At 42.5% G+C, this 25,246-nt stretch carries 20 protein-coding genes; 17 read left to right on the top strand and 3 right to left on the bottom strand.

The window, feature by feature from the left end; genetic code table 11:
* The first annotated feature begins 140 nt into the window (after positions 1-140).
* Entirely contained in the window at positions 141-1,079 is a 939-nt protein-coding gene (locus UP17_RS18240) for a DHH family phosphoesterase (protein ID WP_061464370.1), read from the top strand.
* Between the two features lie 100 nt (positions 1,080-1,179).
* On the opposite strand, the gene ytrI is transcribed toward UP17_RS18240, so the two are convergent.
* Positions 1,180-1,683: a sporulation membrane protein YtrI gene (gene ytrI / locus UP17_RS18235; RefSeq protein ID WP_061464369.1), complete on the bottom strand. Its 504-nt coding sequence runs from the start codon at positions 1,681-1,683 to the stop codon at positions 1,180-1,182.
* Entirely contained in the window at positions 1,680-2,015 is a 336-nt protein-coding gene (locus tag UP17_RS18230) for a sporulation membrane protein YtrH (protein ID WP_061464368.1), read from the bottom strand. The genes ytrI and UP17_RS18230 overlap by 4 nt, the downstream gene beginning before the upstream one ends.
* A 183-nt stretch (positions 2,016-2,198) precedes the next feature.
* On the opposite strand from UP17_RS18230, the gene dnaE reads away from it, so the two are divergent.
* The 10 genes from dnaE to aceA all read left to right on the top strand — a co-directional run bounded on the left by dnaE (position 2,199) and on the right by aceA (position 16,408).
* Positions 2,199-5,558, top strand: coding sequence for a DNA polymerase III subunit alpha (gene dnaE, locus UP17_RS18225; protein WP_349817577.1), 3,360 nt, complete (start codon positions 2,199-2,201; stop codon positions 5,556-5,558).
* A gap of 112 nt (positions 5,559-5,670) precedes the next feature.
* Positions 5,671-6,912: an NADP-dependent malic enzyme gene (locus tag UP17_RS18220; protein ID WP_061464367.1), complete on the top strand. Its 1,242-nt coding sequence runs from the start codon at positions 5,671-5,673 to the stop codon at positions 6,910-6,912.
* A 5-nt stretch (positions 6,913-6,917) separates the two neighbouring features.
* Complete coding sequence (locus UP17_RS18215; RefSeq protein ID WP_089361739.1) at positions 6,918-7,547, top strand: FadR/GntR family transcriptional regulator; 630 nt, start codon at positions 6,918-6,920, stop codon at positions 7,545-7,547.
* A 90-nt stretch (positions 7,548-7,637) separates the two neighbouring features.
* Positions 7,638-8,501: an acetyl-CoA carboxylase, carboxyltransferase subunit beta gene (gene accD, locus UP17_RS18210; protein ID WP_061464366.1), complete on the top strand. Its 864-nt coding sequence runs from the start codon at positions 7,638-7,640 to the stop codon at positions 8,499-8,501.
* The gene (accA, locus tag UP17_RS18205) at positions 8,498-9,496 is read left to right on the top strand and encodes an acetyl-CoA carboxylase carboxyl transferase subunit alpha (protein WP_061464365.1); all 999 of its coding nucleotides are present in this window, start codon (positions 8,498-8,500) and stop codon (positions 9,494-9,496) included. The genes accD and accA overlap by 4 nt, the downstream gene beginning before the upstream one ends.
* Before the next feature lie 279 nt (positions 9,497-9,775).
* The gene (gene pfkA, locus UP17_RS18200; protein WP_061464364.1) at positions 9,776-10,735 is read left to right on the top strand and encodes a 6-phosphofructokinase; all 960 of its coding nucleotides are present in this window, start codon (positions 9,776-9,778) and stop codon (positions 10,733-10,735) included.
* Between the two features lie 118 nt (positions 10,736-10,853).
* The gene (pyk, locus tag UP17_RS18195) at positions 10,854-12,614 is read left to right on the top strand and encodes a pyruvate kinase (protein WP_061464363.1); all 1,761 of its coding nucleotides are present in this window, start codon (positions 10,854-10,856) and stop codon (positions 12,612-12,614) included.
* Positions 12,615-12,695: 81 nt separating this feature from the next.
* Complete coding sequence (locus tag UP17_RS18190; RefSeq protein WP_061464362.1) at positions 12,696-13,088, top strand: FxsA family protein; 393 nt, start codon at positions 12,696-12,698, stop codon at positions 13,086-13,088.
* Between the two features lie 405 nt (positions 13,089-13,493).
* Positions 13,494-15,086, top strand: coding sequence for a malate synthase A (aceB, locus tag UP17_RS18185; protein ID WP_061464361.1), 1,593 nt, complete (start codon positions 13,494-13,496; stop codon positions 15,084-15,086).
* A gap of 38 nt (positions 15,087-15,124) precedes the next feature.
* Positions 15,125-16,408: an isocitrate lyase gene (gene aceA / locus UP17_RS18180; RefSeq protein ID WP_061464360.1), complete on the top strand. Its 1,284-nt coding sequence runs from the start codon at positions 15,125-15,127 to the stop codon at positions 16,406-16,408.
* A 92-nt stretch (positions 16,409-16,500) separates the two neighbouring features.
* On the opposite strand, the gene ytvI is transcribed toward aceA, so the two are convergent.
* Positions 16,501-17,628 carry a sporulation integral membrane protein YtvI gene (gene ytvI / locus UP17_RS18175; RefSeq protein WP_061464359.1) on the bottom strand — a complete coding sequence of 376 codons (1,128 nt, stop codon included), beginning with the start codon at positions 17,626-17,628 and terminating at the stop codon, positions 16,501-16,503.
* A 194-nt stretch (positions 17,629-17,822) separates the two neighbouring features.
* Here ytvI and UP17_RS18170 point away from each other — a divergent pair, with 194 nt between their 5' ends.
* From UP17_RS18170 to pnpS, 6 genes are all read left to right on the top strand, one after another.
* Positions 17,823-18,284 carry a DUF441 domain-containing protein gene (locus UP17_RS18170; protein WP_061464358.1) on the top strand — a complete coding sequence of 154 codons (462 nt, stop codon included), beginning with the start codon at positions 17,823-17,825 and terminating at the stop codon, positions 18,282-18,284.
* A 540-nt stretch (positions 18,285-18,824) separates the two neighbouring features.
* Positions 18,825-19,940: a citrate synthase gene (gene citZ, locus UP17_RS18165; protein ID WP_061464357.1), complete on the top strand. Its 1,116-nt coding sequence runs from the start codon at positions 18,825-18,827 to the stop codon at positions 19,938-19,940.
* A gap of 93 nt (positions 19,941-20,033) precedes the next feature.
* Complete coding sequence (gene icd, locus UP17_RS18160; protein ID WP_284149589.1) at positions 20,034-21,350, top strand: NADP-dependent isocitrate dehydrogenase; 1,317 nt, start codon at positions 20,034-20,036, stop codon at positions 21,348-21,350.
* A 123-nt stretch (positions 21,351-21,473) separates the two neighbouring features.
* Entirely contained in the window at positions 21,474-22,409 is a 936-nt protein-coding gene (gene mdh / locus UP17_RS18155) for a malate dehydrogenase (RefSeq protein WP_061464355.1), read from the top strand.
* A 256-nt stretch (positions 22,410-22,665) separates the two neighbouring features.
* On the top strand, positions 22,666-23,385 hold the full coding sequence (locus UP17_RS18150) for a response regulator transcription factor (RefSeq protein WP_061464354.1): 720 nt from the start codon (positions 22,666-22,668) through the stop codon (positions 23,383-23,385).
* A complete protein-coding gene (gene pnpS, locus UP17_RS18145) occupies positions 23,382-25,160 on the top strand; it encodes a two-component system histidine kinase PnpS (protein WP_061464353.1) in 1,779 nt (592 codons plus the stop codon). Before UP17_RS18150 ends, pnpS begins: the two co-directional genes overlap by 4 nt.
* Positions 25,161-25,246 lie beyond the last annotated feature (86 nt).

Here is a 25,246-nt window from a genome sequence, read left to right as displayed (position 1 = left end):
CCTTTTTATTGTAGCGGGAAATGAAAGAGAATGCCACAGTAAACCAAGATGACACTTCCTATTTCCCCAATTTTTTGATTAAATGAAATATATAAAATCTTTATTAGGTTCGATAATACATAGTTTGAGGGGAGATCAATATGAAGGCTGAAATTTTAGCAGATATAAAGCGTTATGATACTATCATTCTCCATCGCCATGTCCGTCCAGATCCGGATGCTTATGGTTCACAGGGGGGATTGGCGGAAATCCTGAAGGCATCTTTCCCTGAAAAGCGGATTTATACGGTTGGGAAAGAAGAACCGTCACTGAATTATTTAAGAAGGCTCGATGTTATTTCTGATGAAACATATCAAGGTGCTTTGGTCATCGTTTGTGATACCGCCAATACCGACCGGATTTGTGATTCAAGGTATATGACGGGGGATAAACTGATTAAGATTGACCATCATCCTAATGAAGATCCATATGGGGATATGCGCTGGGTCGATACATCAGCAAGTTCTGCAAGTGAAATGATTTATGAATTCTACCAATTCGGTAAAGAAAAAGGCTTGAAGATGAGTGATGAAGCGGCACGCCTTCTATATGCAGGCATCGTTGGCGATACAGGTCGTTTCCTATTCCAAAGCACGACTGAAAAGACATTTGCCTATGCCAGTGAATTGATTCACTATTCGTTCTCCCGTCCGCAATTATATCAGGAGATGTATGATGTCAATGAAAGCATTGTCAGGTTGAATGGCTATGTTCTGCAGCATTTTGAGATCCTTCCATATGGCACGGGGAAAATGATCATCACAAAGGATATACTTGAAACATTCCATGCTTCGGCATCGGAGGCCTCTCAGCTCGTTTCCTCGCTAGGTTCGATTAAAAATGTTAAGACATGGGTCTTTTTCATTGAAGAGGATAAAGAAATCCGAGTCCGTTTCCGTTCCAAAGGTCCAATCATCAATACGATTGCCCGTAAATATAACGGCGGAGGCCATCCGTTTGCAGCAGGGGCTTCGATCCACTCTTGGGATGAAGTGGATAATATCCTTGCCGATTTGGAAGAGTTGAATAAAGCGAATTAGAAAACGATTTTTGGATTGAAATGACATGAAGACCAAATCAAAGTGATTTGGTCTTTTAGCTTTGCGGATATAATAAGGACTTTGTCGGAAAGCGGTTTTATCAAGAGCTCCTCTTTACTTTGATTTCAATGTTCATTTTCGTATAAAACATGATTTCCACGACTTCAAGGTCATAACGCTTTTTATTGATGGTCACGATTTTATTTTCGATTGATTTTTTCAAGAGCATCTTTCCATTATATACACTGACGACATCTTTGGCGAGAAGGGAGGAAAGGTCGTCCTCTATCACATCCTCCGCCTCCGCGACACTCAGCTGATCAAGACTGTATGTTTTTCCATTCGTAATCGTCACTTCGACCTCTTGAATCGTTAAGATTTCTTCGTTTTGCTGATTCAATTTTTTATAATCCTGCTCCCAGATCCCAATTTTTTCGTTCAAATCCTTGACTTTTTCTCTTTGGTCATGAATGATCCGTATCTGTGTTTCTTGCTGGACCCCATACATATAAAAGAAAATCACCCAGCTGATCAATCCGCCAAGTGCGGCCCCGGCAAAAAAACGCTGCCAGGTTGGTGCCCGGTGATAGGGAGGAATCCTCATGATGATATATGCTCCTGAGTGAACCAGTTGATGATTAGTGCTCCTGTCTGTGCTCCCCCAAGTGCAGATAGAATCAAGAGGATCTGCTTGACTATATCCTTCGTTTCTCCGTGGAAAATGCCGCGTTCGAAATTATAGACCATATCAAAAGTACCCCCGATGGCAGCGACAATCGCCCATATACGCAGGCTGTCCGATAGCCGGAACACAGTCGTCATCGGAGCTTGTCCAGTAAAAAAAGCGGCGAGGCCCCCGATTAACGAGCCTCCAAGCAATACGCCAAGCGATATGAAAAAGCTGTTGATAAAGGCCGGAAAAAAGGCTTCATTCATATATCATCATCCTTTTTTTGCTTGATATTCTTCTATTCTATTTATATGGGAAGTGCTGAGGTATTATGATAGTCGGCGAAAATCAGGGTGATAAATTGGATTGGTAATGAGAACATATTTTCTTTTTTTGAAATAAACACTATAATGAAAAGAAACATGCCTTACAAAGGTGGGAGAAAAAACGTGTATACTCATCTCCATATTCAGAGCGGATACAGCCTGCTGACAAGTACGGTGAAGATCACTGATCTTGTGGCCAAAGCGAAAGCGGATGGCTGTACAAGTCTTGCCTTAACCGATCGAAATGTTATGTACGGTTCGGTCTATTTTTATAAAGAATGTAAGAAACAGGGAATAAAGCCGATTGTCGGCCTACTTGCAGATGTCCTCGATGAACAGGAATCGGCACATGGCCTTCTTTTATTGGCAAAAAATCTGCAAGGCTATCAAAACCTGCTTAAAATAAGCAGTGCCATAAAAACGAAATCCCCGTCAGGCATTCCAATGAACTGGCTTAAAGCCTACTCCGGGGGCTTGATAGCAATAACACCGGGTGCAGAGGGGCACATAGAAACGCTATTAAGAGAAGAAAATACTGAAGGAGCCAAACAGGCTGCAGGTCGATTTCTGCAAATTTTTGGTCATGATAACTTTTTTGTATCCATACAGAGACTTTCGATTGCGGACGAAGAGAAAGGTATCGAAGCCTTAAGTCAGTTGGCGAGAGAATTAGGGATAAAGATCGTTGCGACGAATCCGGTTTATTTTTTGAACGAAAGCGATGCACTCGCTCAGGAAGTCCTTCTGGCAATTGGAAATGGTGACAAGCTGTCGGATGAGACGCATACGGTTCTTGAATCCAATCAATTTTATTTGAAAAGCAGGGCTCAGATGGCAGAACTATTCCATGACAGGCCGGATGCACTCGAAAATTCACTACATATTGCCGCGCAATGCAATCTTGAAATTCCGTTTCATCGTTCACTGCTGCCTAAGTACCCCACTGAAGATGGAGTCACAGCCGAGGAAATGCTCGAAGTTGTCTGTTTCCAAGGGTTGCGGAAAAGATTGCCTGAGCCATCCATTCAATATGAAGAACGCCTTCGATATGAATTGGATATAATTACCAATATGAATTTCAGTGATTACTTTTTAATCGTTTGGGATTTCATGAAATTCGCTAAGGATCACCAAATCCTGACTGGTCCTGGAAGGGGATCGGCCGCCGGATCGATGGTCGCTTATGTGCTGTCGATAACGGATGTCGATCCAATCGAACATTCCTTGCTGTTCGAGCGTTTCCTGAATCCTGAACGTGTCTCGATGCCGGATATCGATATTGATTTTCCGGATAACCGCCGTGAAGAAGTGATTGCCTATGTCGCGAAGAAATATGGGGAACTTCATGTAGCACAAATCATTACATTCGGAACATTAGCTGCCAAGGCTGCTTTAAGGGACACAGGACGTGTTTTCGGCTTGAATTCAAAGGAACAGGAAGCGGTATCGAAAATGATTCCAGGCCGTCTGGGCATCACGCTTCCTGAAGCTTTCAAGGAATCGAAAAGGCTGAGGGAATTCGTTAATGAGAGTGAGATGAATCAAAAACTTTTTCAAACGGCGTTATTGCTTGAAGGGCTGCCTCGCCATGCTTCGACACATGCGGCAGGCGTCGTCATCAGCGACCAGGCACTGACCGAGCATATCCCGATTCAGGGAGGGCATGACGGCATCCATCTTACTCAATATCCAATGGACCTTCTTGAAGAACTGGGACTTCTTAAAATGGATTTTCTTGGGCTTCGCAATTTAACGCTCATCGAAAATATTTTAAAGAACATCCACAAGGGAACGGGGAAAAAACTGGACCTGTCGCATATCCCGATGGATGACCCCGAGACGTTAGCCCTTTTAGGGAGAGGTGAAACAACTGGAGTGTTTCAATTTGAATCGGATGGCATCCGAAAGGTTTTGATCAAGCTGAAACCGAACCGATTCGAGGATATTGTCGCGGTCAATGCCCTCTATCGTCCAGGTCCCATGGAAAACATACCGCTGTTCATCGAGCGAAAACATGGACTGGCTCCCATTGAGTACCTGCACCAGGATTTGAAGGATATCCTTGAGCCTACATACGGAGTCATTGTTTATCAAGAACAGATCATGCAAATTGCCTCTCGCCTCGCCGGATTTTCACTTGGGGAAGCTGACCTGCTCCGTCGTGCCGTTTCGAAGAAGAAAAAGGATGTGCTGGATCAGGAGCGGCAGCATTTTGTGAGCGGCTCTTTGAAACAAGGATATTCCGAAAAAACGGCAGATGAGATTTATTCCTTGATCGTCCGCTTCGCTAATTACGGATTCAACCGTAGCCATGCGGTTGCTTATAGTGTCATTGCTTATCAGCTGGGGTACTTGAAAACCCACCATCCGGAATATTTCATGGCAGCACTCATGACATCGGTAGTGGGGAATGATGAAAAGATTGCCCAATATATCCGTGAGGCAAAAAAGAAAGGGATGACGGTTCTGCCTCCTTCGATTAACCGGAGCGGATACCCGTTTTTACCGGAAAAGGAAGGGATCCGCTATAGTCTTGGAGCCATAAAAGGAATAGGCGGTACGGTTTTAAAAGAAATCTTTGCTGCAAGACGACAAAAGACGTTCGCTGATTTATTCGATTTCTGTTTGCGCGTTTCGGGGAAAATCGTAAATCGAAAAGTGTTGGAGGCGCTTGTGCATTCAGGGGCTTTTGATGAATTCGGTGAAGACCGGGCAACATTATTGGCGAGTTTGGACATAGCGATCAGCCATACGGAATTGGTAAATCCAGATGATGATCTATTCGATATGTTTTCGGATGGCGAGTTTTCACTCAAACCGAAATACAACCGGGTCGAGCCCATTCCGATCGAGCACAAACTCTCATTGGAGAAAAGCGCATTGGGGCTTTATCTATCGAATCATCCCGTGACCAGCTACAGGGAACTATTTCAGTACTTCGGCTGTTTGACCATAGACGAGGCTACCAATAAAAAGGAATCAAAAGTCTTACTTGGCGCATATATTACGTCGGTTAAAACCATAAGGACAAAAAAGGGCGATGTTATGGCCTTTTTGAGCGTCAGTGATGAAGAGGGGGACATTGAGGCGGTCGTTTTTCCCAATGTATATAAAAACCACTCTGCCGACTTGAATCATGGACAACTCGTTATGCTGCAGGGGACATTGGAAGAACGGGATGGAAAAACCCAGCTACTGATCAGGAACGTATATCCGCTTGAAAAAGTGAAAAGGATGAAAGAGGAACAAAACGGAACGGTTTTCCTGAAAATTGAGGCTGGCAAGCAAACGAAGGACACACTGCAAAAAATAAAAAAAATTTTAATGCAGCATAGCGGCGAAACAAAGGTCATGCTTTTTTACGAGAGGGAAAACCGCTATGTACAGCTATCTTATTGGGATTGGGTCAATCCTACAGATAGTCTGATGCAGGCATTATTTGGTTTAGTCGGAAAAGGTAATGTGGTTTATAAGCGAGAATAACTGTTTTACAACTTAAGCAGTTATGTTATATTGAAAACAGGCCGCTGTGGTCTGACCACTAGATTTCAGCATATAAGATATGGGTTACCCAATATGTTTTAGGAGTGAAAATATGTCATTGAGAGAAGAAGCTTTACATATGCATCGCATGAATCAAGGGAAATTAGAAACAGTTTCAAAAGTACCGGTTAGGAATGCAGAAGATTTAAGTCTTGCTTATTCTCCTGGTGTCGCAGAACCATGTAAAGAAATATACGATAAGCCAGAAACCGTTTATGATTATACAATGAAAGGGAACACTGTTGCTGTTATTTCTGATGGAACGGCTGTGTTGGGACTTGGAAACATCGGCCCTGAAGCTGCTTTGCCGGTTATGGAAGGAAAGGCCGTTTTATTTAAAAGTTTCGCTGGAGTGGACTCTTTTCCAATCTGTTTAAAAACGACGGATGTGGATAAAATTGTAGAGACAGTTAAATTACTCGAACCGACATTCGGAGGAGTTAACTTAGAGGACATTGCCGCACCAAATTGTTTTGAAATTGAAGAACGACTTAAGAAAGAAATGAATATCCCTGTTTTTCATGATGATCAGCACGGTACGGCCATTGTAACTGTTGCAGGTCTTGTAAATGCCTTACGACTTGTGAATAAATCAATCTCAGAAATTAAAGTGGTAGCGAATGGGGCCGGGGCTGCGGGTATTGCTATCATTAAATTGCTTTATAGCTACGGAGTTCGTGACATTATTATGTGTGACACGAAGGGTGCCATTTATGAGGGCCGTTCGTCAGGCATGAATGATATAAAAGAACAAGTGGCGAAAGTGACCAATCGTAATAAGATTTCAGGACCTTTGGAAGCGGTCATTCAAGACGCTGATGTATTTGTAGGCGTTTCTGCCGCAGGTGCGTTAACCAAAGAAATGGTTTCTTTAATGAATAAGGATGCGATCATTTTCGCGATGGCTAATCCAAATCCGGAAATCATGCCGGAGGATGCGAAAGCAGCGGGTGCCAAGGTTGTTGGAACGGGCCGTTCGGATTTCCCGAATCAGGTCAATAATGTCCTTGCATTCCCGGGAATTTTCCGTGGGGCATTGGATGTACGTGCGACTCATATCAATGAAAAAATGAAGGTTGCTGCTGTAGAGGCCATTGCCGGTTTAATTGAGGAACATGAGTTGAACGAAGACTACGTTATCCCTGCTCCTTTTGATGGGAGGGTAGCTCCTGCCGTTGCGGCTGCTGTTGCCAAGGCAGCGATGGAAACGGGAGTGGCTAGAATTAATATGGATCCCGAGGAAATTAAAGAAAAAACAAGGAAATTAGCGATCATTGGAAAAAGTGAGGAATAATTAATTTGGCAGGTCGGACTTCTTCATCCAAAATTTATCTCGATGTCGTTGAGAGCCTACGTAGCATGATTGAAGCGGAAAGCCTCCTGCCGGGAGATAAAATCCCATCAGAACGGGAGTTATCGGATCGTTTTAATGTTGGTCGTTCCTCTGTACGGGAAGCATTGCGTGCCTTAGAGCTATTAGGATTAATAGAAACAAGGCGTGGTGAAGGAACGTTTATCAGGGATTTCCAGGAGCATAAGCTAGTCGAGCTTCTGGGAACCTTTTTTTTGCAAGATAAAAAAGTACAAGAAGATTTGGCTGAGACGAAAAGGCTGATTGAAATTGACTGTTTACGGATTGTCGCCTTTTTCGCTACAGCTGAGGATATCAAACGATTAATGGTCTGGGTCAAGACGGATGAGTTTCATGATGATGATTTCTTCTTAAGAATTGCCATATTGAATCGCAATCGATTGATGGAACGAATTTGGCGCATTGTCAACAGCTATGCTAGAACATCAGAGATGGTACAGGGTAATGTGAAAAAAGAAGATTATCTGGCACTTCTTACATATTTACTCGAACGGGATGAAGAAAAAGCCATCGAAACGTATCTTATTAGAATTAGAAATATGTCGAAGGACGAGTGACACCTTTTTACACGATACTACTTTAATTTCTGATATAGTTTGTACCAAGTATCAAATAATAGATAATTGGTGGTAAAGGGAGGATTAAGCTTGCTTAAAGAGCTATTTGCGAAGTCTAAGAAGAAATATGCAACGGTTCCTTTAGATCGGGAGAAACAAGATGTACCAGAAGGAATTATGACAAAATGCCCCGGCTGTAAAAAAATCATGTATACAAAAGAATTAGTGAAAAACAATAAAGTCTGTCTGCATTGCGGGTTCCATCATTCGATGTCTTCCCATGAGCGTATCGAATGTTTATTCGACGCCGGCAGTTTTAATGAATTTGATAAAGAAATGATTTCAGTTAACCCACTTGGATTTCCGGATTACTTGGATAAATTGGAAAAGGACAAAAAGAAGGCCAAGATTAATGAGGCCGTTGTTACAGGAGTAGGGAGCATCAATGGGTACCAAGTATCAACAGCCATCATGGATTCCAATTTCCGGATGGGAAGCATGGGCTCCGTTGTTGGTGAAAAAATCACCCGTGCCATTGAACGTGCAGGTGAATTGAAGATTCCGTTTATCATTTTTACGGCATCAGGCGGCGCTCGGATGCAGGAGGGTGTTTTAAGCTTGATGCAGATGGCAAAGACGAGTGCTGCACTCAAGATGTTCAGCAATGAAGGCGGGCTGATCATATCAATGATGACCCATCCTACCACAGGTGGGGTTTCGGCAAGTTTCGCGTCACTTGGTGATATTAATCTAGCCGAACCTGGAGCACTTATTGGTTTTGCGGGACGAAGAATCATTGAACAGACGATTCATGAAGAGCTTCCAGAAGACTTCCAAACATCTGAATTCTTAATGAAGCACGGCCAATTGGATGCGGTTGTCAAACGTACGGAAATGAAAGAAACGTTGACGACGATCCTTAAAATTCATGCCCCGGGTGGTGAATGGTTATGATTTACGAATTAGAGTTCGAGCGTCCCGTTACGGACCTGAGAAATAAGATTAAAGAGCTAAAGGCGATTACGAAGGATGCTGACGTAGACCTTACAGTAGAAATCGAAACGTTGGAAAAGCGTCTAGAGAAGCTGGAAGTGGATATTTATAACCATTTAAAACCGTGGGATCGCGTTCAGATTGCCCGTCATCCAGCCCGTCCGACGACGCTTGATTACATTCCGAGATTATTCAATGACTTCATAGAGTTTCATGGAGATCGTTATTATGGGGATGATGAAGCGATTGTGGCTGGAATCGCAGAGTTTGATGGACTTGCCGTGACTGTCATTGGACATCAAAGAGGTAAGGATACGAAGGAAAACATCCGCCGTAACTTTGGCATGCCCCATCCGGAAGGCTATCGAAAAGCTTTGCGTCTGATGAAACAGGCGGAAAAATTCAATCGTCCGATTATTTGTTTCATTGATACGAAGGGAGCTTTCCCGGGCAAAGCTGCTGAAGAGCGCGGACAAAGTGAAGCCATTGCGAAAAACCTTTTTGAAATGGCAGGGCTTAAGGTGCCGGTCATCAGCATTGTCATTGGTGAAGGTGGAAGCGGCGGTGCATTGGCACTTGGTGTTGGAGACCGAATTTTCATGCTTGAGAATTCAACATATTCGGTAATTTCTCCTGAAGGGGCTGCGGCATTGCTGTGGAAGGATGCTTCTCAGGCTAAGAGGGCTGCTGAATCGATGCAAATCACTGCTCCCGACTTAAACCGTTTAGGAGTCATCGATGAGATCATTCCTGAAGTGAGAGGCGGCGCCCACCGGGATGCAAATTTACAGGCAGAAGCCATCAAGGAAATCCTGAAGCGTTCATTCAATGAACTTCTGCCATTGAATAGTGATGACCTTATTAACCAGCGTTACATGAAATTCAAGAAAATCGGTGAATATGAATTTGAAAAACAATCTGAGGGGAAACCTAAGGAAGTTGAACAGCATTCATAATACATTTTGCAAAAAGGAAAAACGTGCTGCCAAGGGCAACACGTTTTTTCAGCCTTTAATGGTGTATATATGTATTCATTACCGAAACCTGTAAAGAATATGGTTTGTGTATAGTATGTAAACTTTTACATCATTTTACTTCAATTTCTGTAGAGAATCGGTTAGGCTTATTACATCAGGTGAGCATAAGTGTAACAGATATTGCTTATTGAAGCTTGAAAAAGGGTACAATGATATAATGAGCTTAAAATTGATTAGTGCTGTAGAGAGGTGACATTTATGAAAAGAATTGGTGTATTGACTAGTGGAGGAGATTCTCCAGGCATGAATGCGGCAGTCCGGGCGGTTGTCCGTAAAGCAATTTTTCATGAAATGGAGGTCTTCGGGATTTATTATGGATATCAGGGCCTTATAAATGGGAATATAAGGAAACTTGAGCTTGGGTCGGTCGGGGATATCATTCATCGAGGCGGCACAATGTTACATACGGCTCGCTGTCCGGAATTTAAGACAGAGGAAGGCCAGCTGAAAGCGATTGAACAACTGAATAAACTTGGCATCGAGGGCATTGTCATAATAGGTGGCGATGGTTCTTACCGTGGAGCGAAAGCTTTGACTGAAAGGGGCTTCCCTTGTATCGGAGTTCCTGGAACGATTGATAATGACATACCGGGTACTGACTTTACGATTGGTTTCGATACAGCCCTGAATACAGTAATCGACGCAATCGATAAGATTCGGGATACGGCAACTTCTCATGAAAGGACCTATGTGGTCGAAGTAATGGGAAGAAATGCCGGCGATATCGCGCTTTGGGCCGGCCTGGCTGGCGGAGCGGAAACGATCCTTTGTCCTGAATGCGAATATGATATGGAAGATCTGATTGGGAAGCTGAACCGCGGACATGACCGTGGGAAAAAGCATAGTATCATCATTGTAGCTGAAGGTGTTGGAAGTGCCGTTGATATTTCGAGGAAAATTGAGGCGAAAGCAGGATTTGAAACCCGTGTAACGGTTCTCGGCCATGTCCAGCGCGGAGGATCTCCTTCGGCAAATGACCGTGTATTGGCAAGCCGGCTTGGAGCCAAAGCTGTTGAATTGCTTCTTGAAGGCAAAGGGGGCAGGGCTGTTGGAATAGAACAAAATCGGCTAGTTGATTATGATATCATCGAAGCCCTTGCTAAACCGCATACAATTGACAAGAAAATGTATGATTTATCCTCTGAGTTATCCATTTAAATCAGTATTGATCAATGATAATAATTGCAGGTATTTGAAAGAAGAGACTTATAACACTACGCCCCCTGTCATTTAAAAGGTGGGCAGGCGGCGATTTTTCCTTAAAGGAGGATGACACATGCGAAAAACCAAGATTGTTTGTACGATTGGCCCCGCAAGTGAAAGTATAGAAAAGCTGGTTCAATTAATAGAAGCGGGGATGAATGTAGCTCGGCTTAACTTTTCACATGGAAATCATGAAGAACATGCCGCTAGAATCCGCAATATCAGGGAAGCGGGTGAAAAAGCGGGTAAACAGGTTGCTATCCTGCTGGATACAAAAGGACCTGAAATACGGACAAATAATATGGAGAATGACTCCATAGAGCTGGTAGCCGGCAATGATGTCATTATTTCCATGAATGAAGTCCTGGGAACACCTGAAAAATTCTCCATTACCTATGAAGGGCTTCTGCATGATGTCCACCCAGGATCTAAAATCCTTTTGGATGATGGATTGATCGGTCTTGAAGTGTTGAAAATAGATGAGGTAAGAAAAGAAATCAGTACCAAAATATTGAATAGCGGTACACTTAAGAACAAAAAAGGCGTGAATGTTCCAGGTGTTTCGGTTAACCTGCCTGGCATAACGGAGAAAGATGAACAGGATATCCTTTTTGGAATCGAACAAGGTATCGACTTTGTTGCTGCCTCATTTGTACGCAGGGCTTCTGATGTACTTGAAGTGCGTGAATTATTGCAGCAGAATGGAGCGGAGCATATTCAAATCATCCCTAAAATTGAAAATCAAGAGGGTGTAGACCGGCTTGATGAAATCTTGGAAGTTTCAGATGGTTTGATGGTAGCCCGTGGCGACCTGGGAGTGGAAATTCCTGCAGAAGAAGTGCCATTAGTCCAAAAACAAATGATCAAAAAATGTAACAATGCCGGGAAACCGGTCATAACGGCTACACAAATGCTCGATTCGATGCAGCGTAACCCAAGGCCGACCCGTGCAGAAGCAAGTGACGTAGCCAATGCCATATTTGATGGAACGGATGCCATCATGCTTTCTGGTGAAACGGCTGCTGGAACCTACCCTGTCGAGGCTGTTCAAACGATGCATAACATTGCTTCACGTGCTGAAACTGCCCTTGATTATCGGGATATATTATCCGTCAGAAGCAAAGTGAACCGTCATAATGTCACGGATGCAATTGGTCAGTCCGTTGCCCACACGGCGCTTAATCTTAATGCCGGAGCAATCATCACCCCTACCGAAAGTGGCCATACGGCAAGGATGATTTCTAAATACCGCCCTAAAGCACCGATCATTGCCGTTACCTCCAATGATCATGTTTCAAGACGGCTTGCACTGGCTTGGGGAGTCTACCCGCAGATCGGTCCTGAAGCGACGACTACTGATGAGATGCTCCAAACTGCTATTGATGAAAGCTTGCATTCCGGCTTAGTGTCCCATGGGGATTTAGTCGTCATAACAGCCGGTGTGCCAGTTGGTGAAACAGGTACGACTAACTTGATGAAAATTCATGTGTTAGGGGAGGTTCTTTTGAAGGCTCAAGGAATCGGCAGGAAATCAGCAAAAGGTGAAGTGGTTGTAGCTAAGAATGCCAAGGAAGCTTTGGAAAAAGTGACGGAAGGCTCTGTACTTGTTACAATTGGTTCTGATCGCGATATGATGCCAGCGATTGAAAAGTGTGCAGCATTGATAACGGAAGAAGGCGGTTTGACAAGCCATGCAGCTGTTGTAGGGGTTACATTGGGCATTCCGGTCATCGTTGGGGCGGAAAACGCGACCAAAGTTTTCACGGATGGGCAAAGAATAACGGTCGATGCAGGTCGTGGAGTCATTTATGATGGACATGCCAACGTTTTGTAAAACGAAATTTTGGCTGATTCCGTGCCAATGAGGTAAGATGGATGTACCGCACCAGAAATGGGCTGTGCAGGAGGAATGTAGATGAAATATTTTTTATTGTTTATCATTGCGATGCCGGTCATTGAAATCATTGTCCTATTGCTGTCAGGCAATTTGATTGGTTTTTGGCCAACGCTGTTTCTGATTGTAGCCACTGGTTTGATCGGAGCCTATTTGGCTAAACGGCAAGGGATGGAAACATGGAAAAGGGCACAGGAACAGATTCGTTACGGAATGATGCCAGGAAATGAAATCATTGATGGAATCTGTATCTTTATTGGAGCAGCACTGTTGCTGTCCCCTGGGCTCATTTCGGATATCATGGGATTGCTCCTTGTATTTCCGCCAACCCGGAATCTCCTCAAACCGATTGTTATCCGGTTTATCATGAACAGGATGAATAAAGGGAAAGTCACCATCATTCGGCATAAATAAAAATAATATAAGGCTGCCTGAAAGCTCAAGCTTTTAGGCAGCCTTTTTGGTCTGGAAAAAAGAAGTCTTCAAAAGTAACCAAGGGTTTTTTTCATTGGCAGCCTTTATGGCATTTCACTAAAATTGGACAAAACATAGGGAGATTTAATGTAATCCGTTTTGCCTGTTTCACCATTAAATGAAGAATTCAGAAGAAAGTGAAGCAGTGTATAATAACAGAATTTTTTAACTATTATCCCGTGAAAACATGGATAAATCAGGATTTTTTATGTGGGAAATTCTTTTTTTGGAAACTTTTTAGAAAAAACTGGTGACAAATTTATACAGTGTGTTATATAATACAAACAGGAAATAAAACAACTGTATTATAACATAAAAGAGTTGGAAAGGATGTGGAGAGGCAACATGATTACGGAAGCAAAAGGCTTACAAATTACGGGCAACATTAAGCCAGGATATGAACAAATACTTACAACGGAGGCTCTTCAATTCATCGAAAGAATTGAGCGGCATTTCAGTGAAAGAAGGAAGGAACTTCTGAAACGGCGCAAAAGCGTACAGGAAGAGCTGAATCAAGGCAAGTTGCCTGATTTCCTTGAAGAAACGAAGCATATTCGTGAAAGTGATTGGACGATTGCGCCACTCCCGAATGACTTGCAGGACCGAAGGGTTGAAATAACTGGACCAGTTGATCGTAAGATGATCATTAATGCAATGAACTCAGGTGCCAATGTATTCATGGCTGATTTTGAAGACGCCAACTCACCCACTTGGGAGAATTGCGTGGATGGTCAATTGAATTTGCGTGATGCAATCCGCGGAACCATTTCATTTAAAAATCCAAATGGCAAAGTGTATGAATTGAATGAAAAAAGGGCTGTCCTAAAGGTAAGGCCACGCGGCTGGCATTTGGAGGAAAAACATGTCCTTTTGGATGGACAGCCAATATCAGCCAGCATTTTTGACTTTGGACTGTACTTTTACCACAACGCAAAAGCATTGGTCGAAAAACAAAGCGGTCCATACTTCTACTTACCAAAAATGGAAAGCCACCTAGAAGCAAGATTATGGAATGAAATATTCGTATATGCACAGAACGATTTAAGAATACCGCAAGGAACCATTAAGGCAACGGTCTTGATTGAAACGATACTTGCCGCATTCGAAATGGATGAAATTCTGTACGAGCTTAAAGAACATTCTGCAGGCCTGAACTGCGGCCGCTGGGATTATATCTTCAGTTTCCTGAAAAAATTCCGTCACTCGGATGATGTTATTTTTCCTGACCGGCTGCAGGTGACGATGACCGTTCCGAACATGAGAGCGTATTCCTTATTGGCAATCAAAACATGCCACACTCGTAATGCTCCGGCAATTGGCGGGATGGCAGCGCAAATTCCAGTTAAAAATGACCCGATTAAGAATGATGAGGCTTTTGCGAAAGTCCGGGCAGATAAAGAACGCGAAGCAAGAGACGGCCATGATGGAACATGGGTTGCCCATCCAGGTATGGTAAGCATCGCAAAAGAGGTTTTTGACCTGCTTGTTCCAAAGCCGAATCAAATTTTCCGAAAACGAGAAGATGTCCTTGTAACAGCGCAAGAGTTGCTGGCTGTGCCCGAAGGAACGATCACAGAGGCAGGATTAAGGACGAACATTAACGTCGGCATCCAATATATTGCCTCTTGGTTAAGCGGCAGGGGGGCGGCGCCCATTAATAACTTAATGGAAGATGCAGCAACGGCTGAAATTTCAAGAGCACAAGTCTGGCAATGGATCCGGCATCGAAAAGGCATCCTCGAAGATGGCAGGAAAATAACCGAAGAATTATTCCATCAGATTAAAGAGGAAGAAGTGGAGGTCATTAAATCGGAAGTAGGGGAAGAAGCTTTCAAGTCAGGAAAGTTTGAAGAGTCTACTAAACTATTCGAAGAATTGATTGAAGCGGATGACTTTGCAGATTTCTTAACCAATCCGGCATATGAACAATTATCTTAATATTAAAAATATTAAATATAAATTAGGAGGAAACTATAATGATGAATGAAAGAGCGCAACAATTACAACAAAACTGGGAAAATGACTCACGGTGGACTGGGATTAAACGTCCTTATACGGCGGACGAAGTTATTAAATTAAGAGGTTCCATCGATATTGAACAAACACTGGCACGCCGTGGTTCTGAGAAACTATGGAATCTATTAAATACAGAGGATTTCATCAATGCATTAGGAGCATTGACTGGTAACCAAGCAATGCAACAGGTGAAAGCTGGTTTAAAAGCAATCTACCTAAGCGGCTGGCAAGTTGCGGCAGATGCTAACATCGCAGGGCAAATGTACCCTGACCAAAGTTTATATCCAGCCAACTCCGTGCCGCAAGTGGTTAAACGCATTAATCAGACACTTCAGCGTGCAGACCAAATCAGCTTTGCTGAAGGAAAAGAGGATATCGATTGGTTCGCTCCGATCGTAGCGGATGCTGAAGCCGGCTTTGGCGGTTCCCTTAACGTCTTCGAATTAATGAAAGGCATGATCGAAGCTGGAGCGGCAGGCGTTCACTTTGAAGACCAGCTTTCTTCAGAGAAAAAATGTGGTCACCTAGGCGGTAAAGTTCTTCTGCCAACCCAAACGGCAGTACGTAATTTGGTTTCCGCCCGATTGGCAGCCGACGTAATGGGGACACCGACTATCTTAATTGCCCGTACGGATGCTGATGCTGCAGACTTGATCACCGATGATATCGATCCGGTCGATGCACCTTTCATCACTGGCGAAAGGACTCCGGAAGGGTTCTACCGGACCAACGCGGGTCTTGATCAAGCAATTGCACGCGGCCTTGCTTATGCACCGTATGCCGACCTTATCTGGTGTGAGACTTCTGAACCTAATCTAGCGGATGCTCGCCGCTTTGCCGAAGCGATCCATGCAGAGTTCCCGGGTAAGCTCCTTGCTTACAATTGCTCCCCATCATTTAACTGGAAAGCTAAATTAAGTGATGAAGAAATTGCCAGCTACCAAGTTGAATTGGGTAAATTGGGTTATAAGTTCCAATTCGTTACCCTTGCTGGCTTCCACTCATTGAATCATAGCATGTTCAATCTTGCTCTTGGTTATAAAGACCGCGGTATGGCTGCATACTCAGAACTTCAACAAGCAGAGTTCGCCAGTGAACCCGACGGCTATACAGCAACACGCCATCAACGTGAAGTAGGAACTGGTTATTTTGATGAAGTGGCACAAGTCGTTTCTGGTGGAACATCATCCACAACAGCACTTGCAGGTTCTACTGAAACAGAACAATTCGAGACGTCAAAATAAAGGCTTGAAACCAAAAATCCGCCTCGTACCCGAGGCGGACTTTTATATGGAATGGGAGAATGCTATAAGATATAAAGATAAGCTGGATTACTTTATGTGGTTCTCTTTGTATCTTGCCCGATGATGAAAGACCATATGGCCTTAAAGACATTGGCACGCTGAAGTGTATTGAATATGACAAGTACGACAGGTCCTGCAATCAGCCCAAGGAAACCGATCAATTTGAAGCCGATGAACAAGGCGATGAGAGTGGCGAGCGGATCCAAACCAATACTGGAAGAAAGAACTTTTGGCTCTATTAACTGGCGCTGGACAACAACGATTATGTACAGGACGGACAAACCGATTGCAAGACTTGTATTTCCGGCAATGAATTCAAAGATGATCCAAGGAATGAAAATCGTCCCTGTCCCTAAATAGGGAATGATATCGACCAGTCCGCATATCAGGGCAATGGTAATTGAATAATTCACCCTTAAGATGAGAAAGCCGATTAAAATCGTGACAGTCGTCAATGAAACAAGAGTGAATTGTGCACGGATAAAACCAAATAAAGCCCGTTTTAAGTCCCTGAATAAACGCTTGGCACCCGAAAAAATCTTATCAGGCAACACTTTTCCTGTCACAAGGCCAAAGGTATCCCAATCTTTACTGATGAAGAAAGTGCCCAGTAGGGTAAAAAGGAGTGCTGTTGCCGTAGTTGGAAACCATCCGATAATTGTGGGAATGTTCTTCAAGAACGCTTGAATGAAGCCGCTTACTCCGGTAGTGATGGATTCACCGATATTTTGGATATTCTTGAGGACTGTGTCTTGCTGTTCGATATCCAAATTATTGAACATGGCAGCTATTTGATTATATAAAGGGATGACGGTTGAAGTGATGTATGTTTCTATAAAGTCCACGATCGTTTCAATGTGTTGTGGTATGACTCCGGCAAGGTAATTTGTCCCTGAAATGATCTCGGTGACCAGTAAGGTGATTAGACCCGCAAATAAAAGGAAAATGAGCAAAAGGGAAATGAATACAGCCAATCCCCTTGGCAGTCTTCCTTTCTTTTCGAAAAAAGTGACCAGGGGGTTCATCAAGAAAGCGATTATCATGGCAATAATGAATGGATATGTATACTTAGATAAATAAAACAAGGCAATTCCACCTAAAATTATTCCTCCGACGACCAGTAAAGAACGAATGAAACGATATATATATACTGGATTCAAGACATATCCTCCTTCTATCATAAAGTATGTATTATAATTGTAACGATGATGGAAAAGAAAGGAAAGATTCTTTCGTCATTCTGCTTAACTTTTTCCCGTTAAAATACATAGCTCCATAAATTGGTCTCCTCTAAAGAAAGAGTAGAGTTTGTTATGTTAAAATAACAAAAAAGAAGAAAGAAGGTGAAGGGAGAATGATCAACGGTCCTATCGTATTTTTAATTTTACTTGCAGCAATCGGTTGGTTTGGGAAAAATATGTCACTGATCATGGCTGCGGGTTTTCTTTTAAGCATGAAACTGATTGGCCTTGACGCTAAAGTGTTTCCATATTTAGAAGCGAAAGGAATCAACTTGGGCGTTACTATCATCACGATTTCCGTACTCATCCCAATAGCGAATGGGGCGATTGGTTTCAAGGAACTTGGGGACGCCATTAAATCCCCTTATGCCTGGATTGCGCTTGGATCCGGAATAGCGGTTGCACTCATAGCGAAAAATGGGATTACACTCCTGTCACATGATCCGCATATTACTACGGCTCTTGTTTTTGGGACGATTCTTGCTGTCGCATTATTCAAAGGTGTAGCTGTCGGTCCGTTAATCGGGGCAGGAATTGCTTATTTATGCATGCAGATCTTTAATTTTTTTAAATGAAGCGAGTGGCGGAGGATAAAAGAGCTCGTCAACATTGGGAATGGGAATTTTCTATCTAATGTTTCATTTCTTCTGCTTTGTGACAAATTTTCAAAAAAACGTGTTGGATTGCATAAAAAAAAGCAGGTGAATATGTTGCTAATTTTTCTAATGAAATAATAATTTTTTCACATTTTAAGTGCTTTTCATTCCCAAAAAAGTGTTTATTGTTTATAATAATCATGTAACTGCTCTGTTTTATTAAAAATGGGATTCAGAATATCATTGATATTTTTGAGGAACCTTAAAAAAAGATGTAGTTATTGAGCAAGCGCTCACTAGGAATAGCTACAAGCATTATTTTTAGAATTTCGAATAAAAGATTATCGTACATTTTATTATTGTTGGGGGCATATTCCGTGAACGCTTCAATACAAGATGTATGTCTTCTGCTAAAAAATAGATGGTTGTATTCAGAATAGCTAATTTCCTTGGAAGCGCTATATTTATACGCAATGAGCAAGGGTATAGGGGAATATATAGGAAAAGGAGAGATTTAGTATGACAGCAACAAAAGGTCTTGAAGGTGTGGTAGCAACAACTTCATCAGTAAGCTCCATTATCGATGACACATTAACGTATTCAGGTTATGACATCGACGATTTGGCTGTAAATGCAACATTCGAGGAAGTAATCTATCTTTTATGGCACGGAGCTCTTCCAAACAAAAGCCAACTAAAGGAATTAACTAAACAACTTGCTGAAAATGCTGCAATTCCGGCAGAAGTGGTTAATCATTTCAAAACATACCCAATTGATAAAGTACATCCAATGGGAGCTCTTCGCACAGCTGTATCTCTTCTTGGTCTTTATGATGAAGAAGCGGATGTAATGAATGAAGACGCTAACTATCGTAAAGCAATCCGCATCCAAGCAAAAATCCCTACATTGGTAACAACTTTCGCTCGTATCCGTCAAGGAAAAGAAGCGGTTGCACCACGTACAGATTTAAGCTTTGCTGCTAACTTCTTATATATGTTAAGCGGTAATGAACCAACGGCAATCGAGGAAGAGGCATTCAACAAAGCATTGGTCCTTCATGCTGACCATGAATTGAACGCTTCTACATTCACTGCACGCGTTTGTGTGGCTACATTATCCGATATCTATTCTGGCGTAACTTCTGCCATCGGCGCTTTAAAAGGCCCACTACACGGCGGAGCTAACGAACAAGTCATGAAAATGCTTACTGAAATTGGTTCAGTTGATAACGTTGAGCCATATATCAACGAAAAATTAGCCAATAAAGAAAAAATCATGGGCTTTGGCCACCGTGTGTACCGTAAAGGTGATCCACGTGCTAAACACCTTAAAGAAATGTCCCAAAAACTTACTGAACTTACTGGACAACCGCAATATTATGATATGTCCATTAAAATTAATGAAATCGTAACTGGTCAAAAAAATCTTCCGCCAAACGTAGATTTCTATTCTGCTTCCGTATACCATAGTTTAGGTATCGAGCATGACCTATTTACACCAATCTTTGCAGTAAGCCGTGCTTCAGGCTGGATCGCTCATATCCTTGAGCAATATTCAAACAACCGCCTGATCCGTCCGCGTGCAGAGTATGTTGGACCAGGTATGCAAAAATATGTACCGATTGAAGAACGCTAATTAAAAGTTTTTCAAAAATTATTTTTTATTTCATCGATTTTGTAGTAAATTAATAGATGTGAGTAAAAAGGGTTAGTGGTCCTGCCTCGTTTAATGGCCGGCCATCTAACCTTTGAATTTGAATCGGAGGTAAGAGACATGACACAAAGCCAAAAAATCACAGTTACTAACGGTGCTCTTAACGTACCAAACAATCCAATCGTTCCTTATATTGAGGGAGACGGAATCGGTCCTGATATCTGGGCAGCAGCTTCTCGCGTTTTAGACGCAGCAGTTGAAAAAGCTTACAACGGCGAAAAGAAAATCGAATGGAAAGAAGTTTTAGCTGGACAAAAAGCATTTGACCAAACAGGCGAATGGCTTCCACAAGAAACTCTTGATGTCATTAACGAATATCTAATCGCTATTAAAGGACCTCTTACAACTCCAATCGGTGGCGGTATCCGCTCATTGAACGTTGCATTGCGTCAAGTATTGGACTTATTCGTATGTCTTCGTCCAGTACGTTACTTTGATGGTGTGCCTTCACCAGTTAAACGTCCGGAAGACACTGACATGGTCATCTTCCGTGAAAACACTGAAGACATCTATGCTGGTATCGAATATGCAAAAGGTTCTGACGAAGCTAAGAAATTAATCGAATTCCTACAAAATGAATTCGGTGTTAAAAACATTCGTTTCCCTGAAACTTCAGGTATCGGAATTAAACCGATTTCTGAAGAAGGAACAAAACGTCTTGTTCGCTCTGCACTTAACTATGCGATCAAAGAAGGCCGTAAATCATTAACGCTTGTTCATAAAGGTAACATCATGAAATTCACGGAAGGCGCATTTAAAACTTGGGGTTATGAAGTTGCAGAACAAGAATTCGCCGATAAAGTGTTCACATGGAACCAATATGACAAAATTAAAGATGCTGAAGGCACTGAAGCTGCTAACAAAGCACAATCTGCTGCTGAAGCTGAAGGCAAAATCATCGTTAAAGATTCCATTGCTGATATCTTCTTACAACAAATCCTGACTCGTCCTAAAGAGTTTGATGTTGTTGCAACAATGAACTTGAACGGAGATTACATTTCTGATGCATTAGCTGCACAAGTTGGCGGAATCGGTATCGCTCCAGGAGCAAACATCAACTACGAAACTGGACATGCCATTTTCGAAGCAACTCACGGAACGGCTCCTAAATATGCTGGTCTTGATAAAGTTAACCCATCTTCAGTACTTCTTTCAGGCGTTCTTTTACTTGAACACCTTGGATGGAACGAAGCTGCAGACAGCATCACAAAATCAGTGGAACAAACAATTGCTTCTAAAGTCGTTACATACGATTTTGCCCGCCTAATGGAAGGCGCAACAGAAGTTAAATGTTCTGAGTTCGCTGACGAGCTTATCAAAAACCTTAAATAATTTATAAATGCTTTCTGGAAAAGTACCTTAATGGGCTTCTTTTCCAGGGAGCTTTATATATATATGTGCATGAAAATGTTAAAAGTATTCCAAAATATTCACATATTTTAAGGAGGAATTAACATGTCTAAGCGTAAAAAAATCACAGTGGTAGGTGCCGGTTTCACTGGTGCTACAGCAGCATTCCTAGCAGCTCAAAAAGAACTTGGTGATATCGTTTTAGTTGATATTCCGCAAGCTGAAAACCCTACAAAAGGTAAAGCTCTTGATATGGCGGAAGCAGGACCTGTTCTTGGTTTCGACGCTAACATCATCGGTACATCCAACTATTCAGAAACAGCTGATTCCGACGTAGTGATCATCACTGCTGGAATTGCCCGTAAGCCCGGCATGAGCCGTGACGACTTAGTTCAAACTAACCAAAAAGTTATGAAATCAGTAACTAAAGAAGTGGTTAAATATTCCCCTAATACAACAATCATCGTTTTGACTAACCCTGTAGATGCAATGACTTACACTGTTTACAAAGAATCAGGTTTCCCTAAAGAACGCGTTATCGGACAATCGGGTGTTCTTGATACAGCTCGTTTCCGCACTTTCGTAGCCCAAGAATTAAACTTATCCGTTAAAGATGTAACTGGTTTCGTGCTTGGCGGACACGGTGACGATATGGTCCCTCTAGTCCGTTACTCTTATGCTGGCGGAATTCCTTTGGAGACATTGATCCCCCAAGATCGTTTAGAAGCAATCGTGGCTCGTACTCGTACAGGCGGCGGAGAAATCGTAAACCTTCTTGGAAACGGAAGCGCATATTATGCACCGGCTGCATCCCTTGTGGAAATGGCTGAAGCAATCCTTAAAGACCAACGTCGCGTTCTTCCATCCATCGCTTATCTTGAAGGCGAATACGGATTCGAAGGAATCTACCTTGGTGTGCCAACTGTACTGGGTGCAAACGGCATTGAACAAATCATCGAGCTTGAATTGACTGAAGGCGAAAAAGCGGCACTTTCAAAATCAGTTGAATCAGTTAAAGCGGTAATGCAAGTTCTTCAATAAGAGATGGTGAAAACAATCTCTTGATCAGACTGCCCGGAATATTGGAAGGGAAGGCCGAGGCCATCTTCCATCTCCGGGCAGTCTTTTTATCCGCTTTGGAACAAATCCGGGGGACGATAAGCCCCTGCTTAAGGTAGGAATAACTTTCAATACGTTTTTTTTATGTGTAAATTTCATATAATATTCTTTATAATGGAATTGGATGAGTAGACTGAGAATTTGGTCTATGGGGTAATACATAATTCAGGGGGATCTAATGTCAAAGAAAATTCTCGTAGTGGATGATGAACAATCAATAGTTACCTTACTTCAGTACAATTTAGAACAAGCAGGCTATTCGGTGATCACGGCTTTGGATGGAGAACAAGGGCTACAGGCTGCTGTGGACATACGCCCCGATTTAGTGGTATTGGATTTGATGCTGCCTAAAATGGATGGGCTTGAAGTATGTAAACAGCTTCGCCAGCAAAAAATCAATATACCGATCTTGATGCTGACTGCTAAGGACGATGAATTTGACAAAGTTCTGGGACTTGAACTTGGAGCGGATGATTATTTAACCAAACCATTTAGTCCGCGGGAGGTAGTAGCACGGATTAAAGCCATATTAAGGAGATCTCAGTTTCAATCGAACGGCAGTGAGTCAGGTAATGATCAGGAAGATGGTCTCTTGAAATTAGGGGAATTGAAAGTATTCCCGGATCGATACGAAGCATTCTTTGATGAACAGCAATTAGAATTAACTCCAAAAGAATTTGAATTACTTTTATACTTGGCGAAGAATAAAGGACGAGTATTGACTAGGGACCAACTGCTCAGTGCGGTATGGAATTATGATTTCGCGGGAGATTCCCGAATCGTCGATGTGCATATTAGCCATCTTCGCGAAAAAATAGAGAAGGATACAAAAAAACCTCTATATATCAAAACGATAAGGGGCTTGGGGTATAAGCTTGAGGAGCCTAAAAAAGAATGACGACCTATCGTAAAAAGCTCTTATATACCCTCATCACGCTGGTGATGGTCGTCCTGATGGCCGTGGGCTTTTTATTGGGGCATTTGTTCAAAAGTTATTATATTACAACGTTCAATGAGCGCATACAGAACGAAACATTCTTCATTTCTACATATATTCAAGAGCATGGGGGGATCGCGTCCTTTTTGGAAGAAGGGAAGACGGCAAAACTGACACCCCTTTTAGATTCGAACTTAACGATTCTCTCTACAAGTGGGGAAATATTATACGATTCGACATCTTCAAATGAAATACTTAAAAGCCATGCCAAGGTCCTTCGCAAAATAACTTTGGAAAAAGGGCTTAAGTATGGGGAAGGGTTTGAGGTGGTGGAAGGGGAGTCGGACCTTCATTTTTATTGGAAGACGGTCGAAAAGGATGGCGAGATTGAAGGTTTTGTCGTCCATAGCAATGAAATAGAGGCCATCGATCAAGTGAATAAACAAATGTGGCAAATATTGATTATTTGTTTAGGGGTTGCCTTGATCATCATTCTCATGCTCGCGAGTAAAATCACTTCATATTATATCCGTCCGATCGAGGAGGCCACGATGGCAGCCATCGAACTGGCAAAAGGGAATTATGGAACTCGGACATTCGGGAGGCAAACTGATGAAACCGGAATGCTGACAACTTCCTTGAACATATTGGCGAGGAATCTTCAGGAAACTGAAATAGCGAGGGAAATGAATCAGGATCGTTTGGAAGTACTTGTTGAAAATATCGGCAGTGGTGTCTTGCTCATAGACAGTAAAGGGTATACCACCTTAATCAACCGGGAATTCAAGAAAAGCTTCCATGTAAACTCCGCTACTTTTTTGTTTCAGGAATATTACTCGGTCATTAAAGATCAGGAAGTGATTGCCATAATCGAAGAGATCTTTCGGACGGAAAAAACGATAAAACGCCAGGTGAGGATACCACTTGCAATAGAACGTAAGCATTTTGAGATTTACGGGGCTCCCATTATCGGGAATCATGATGAATGGAAGGGGATCCTCCTCATTTTCCATGATATCACCGAATTGAAAAGGCTCGAGCAAATGCGGAAGGATTTCGTGGCTAATGTGTCCCATGAATTGAGAACCCCGATCACTTCTATTAAAGGGTTTTCAGAAACATTGTTAGATGGGGCTTTAAAAGATGAAAAGACCTTAAAGCACTTTTTAACGATTATCTTGAAAGAAAGTGATCGGCTGCAAGAGCTCATTCAGGAGCTTCTGAATTTATCAAAAATGGAGCAGCAGGAATTCGTTTTGAACGCAGGTGTCGTGGATATTACGAAAGTCCTTGGTGAAATACAAGAGATGCTTATTGGGAAGCTGAAGGAAAAAGAAGTATCGCTTGAAATTAAAGCATCACAGGAACCTGTTTTCATTGAAGGGGAATCTGATAGGATCAAACAGGTTTTCATTAATTTGATAACGAACGCATTGACCTATACCCCAAATGGCGGGAGGGTCACCGTGAATATCATGGAGAATGAACAGACGGTTGATATTGCAGTTCAAGATAGCGGGATCGGCATCGAAGAAAAAGAACTGCCGAGGATCTTTGAACGGTTTTACCGGATCGATAAGGCAAGGAGCCGCGATTCAGGAGGAACTGGCATTGGACTGGCAATCGTCAAGCATATAATAGAAGTCCATAAAGGTAAAATCAACGTGGAAAGCACACCTGGAACTGGGACGACTTTTACAGTCACTTTAAATAAAAGCTTAAAAGGAAAGATGTAGCGGGTTTCGTGAATTTACATGTCCTTTACAATTTCTTAAAACGGACTTCATAATGCAGGGGTACAATGTTTGTACAACCCCTCATC

Origin of the sequence: Peribacillus simplex, assembly GCF_001578185.1 — a bacterium.
In the GTDB taxonomy this organism is placed as follows: Bacteria; Bacillota; Bacilli; order Bacillales; family DSM-1321; genus Peribacillus; species Peribacillus simplex_A.
This window is presented reverse-complemented; position numbering and strand designations above follow the sequence as displayed.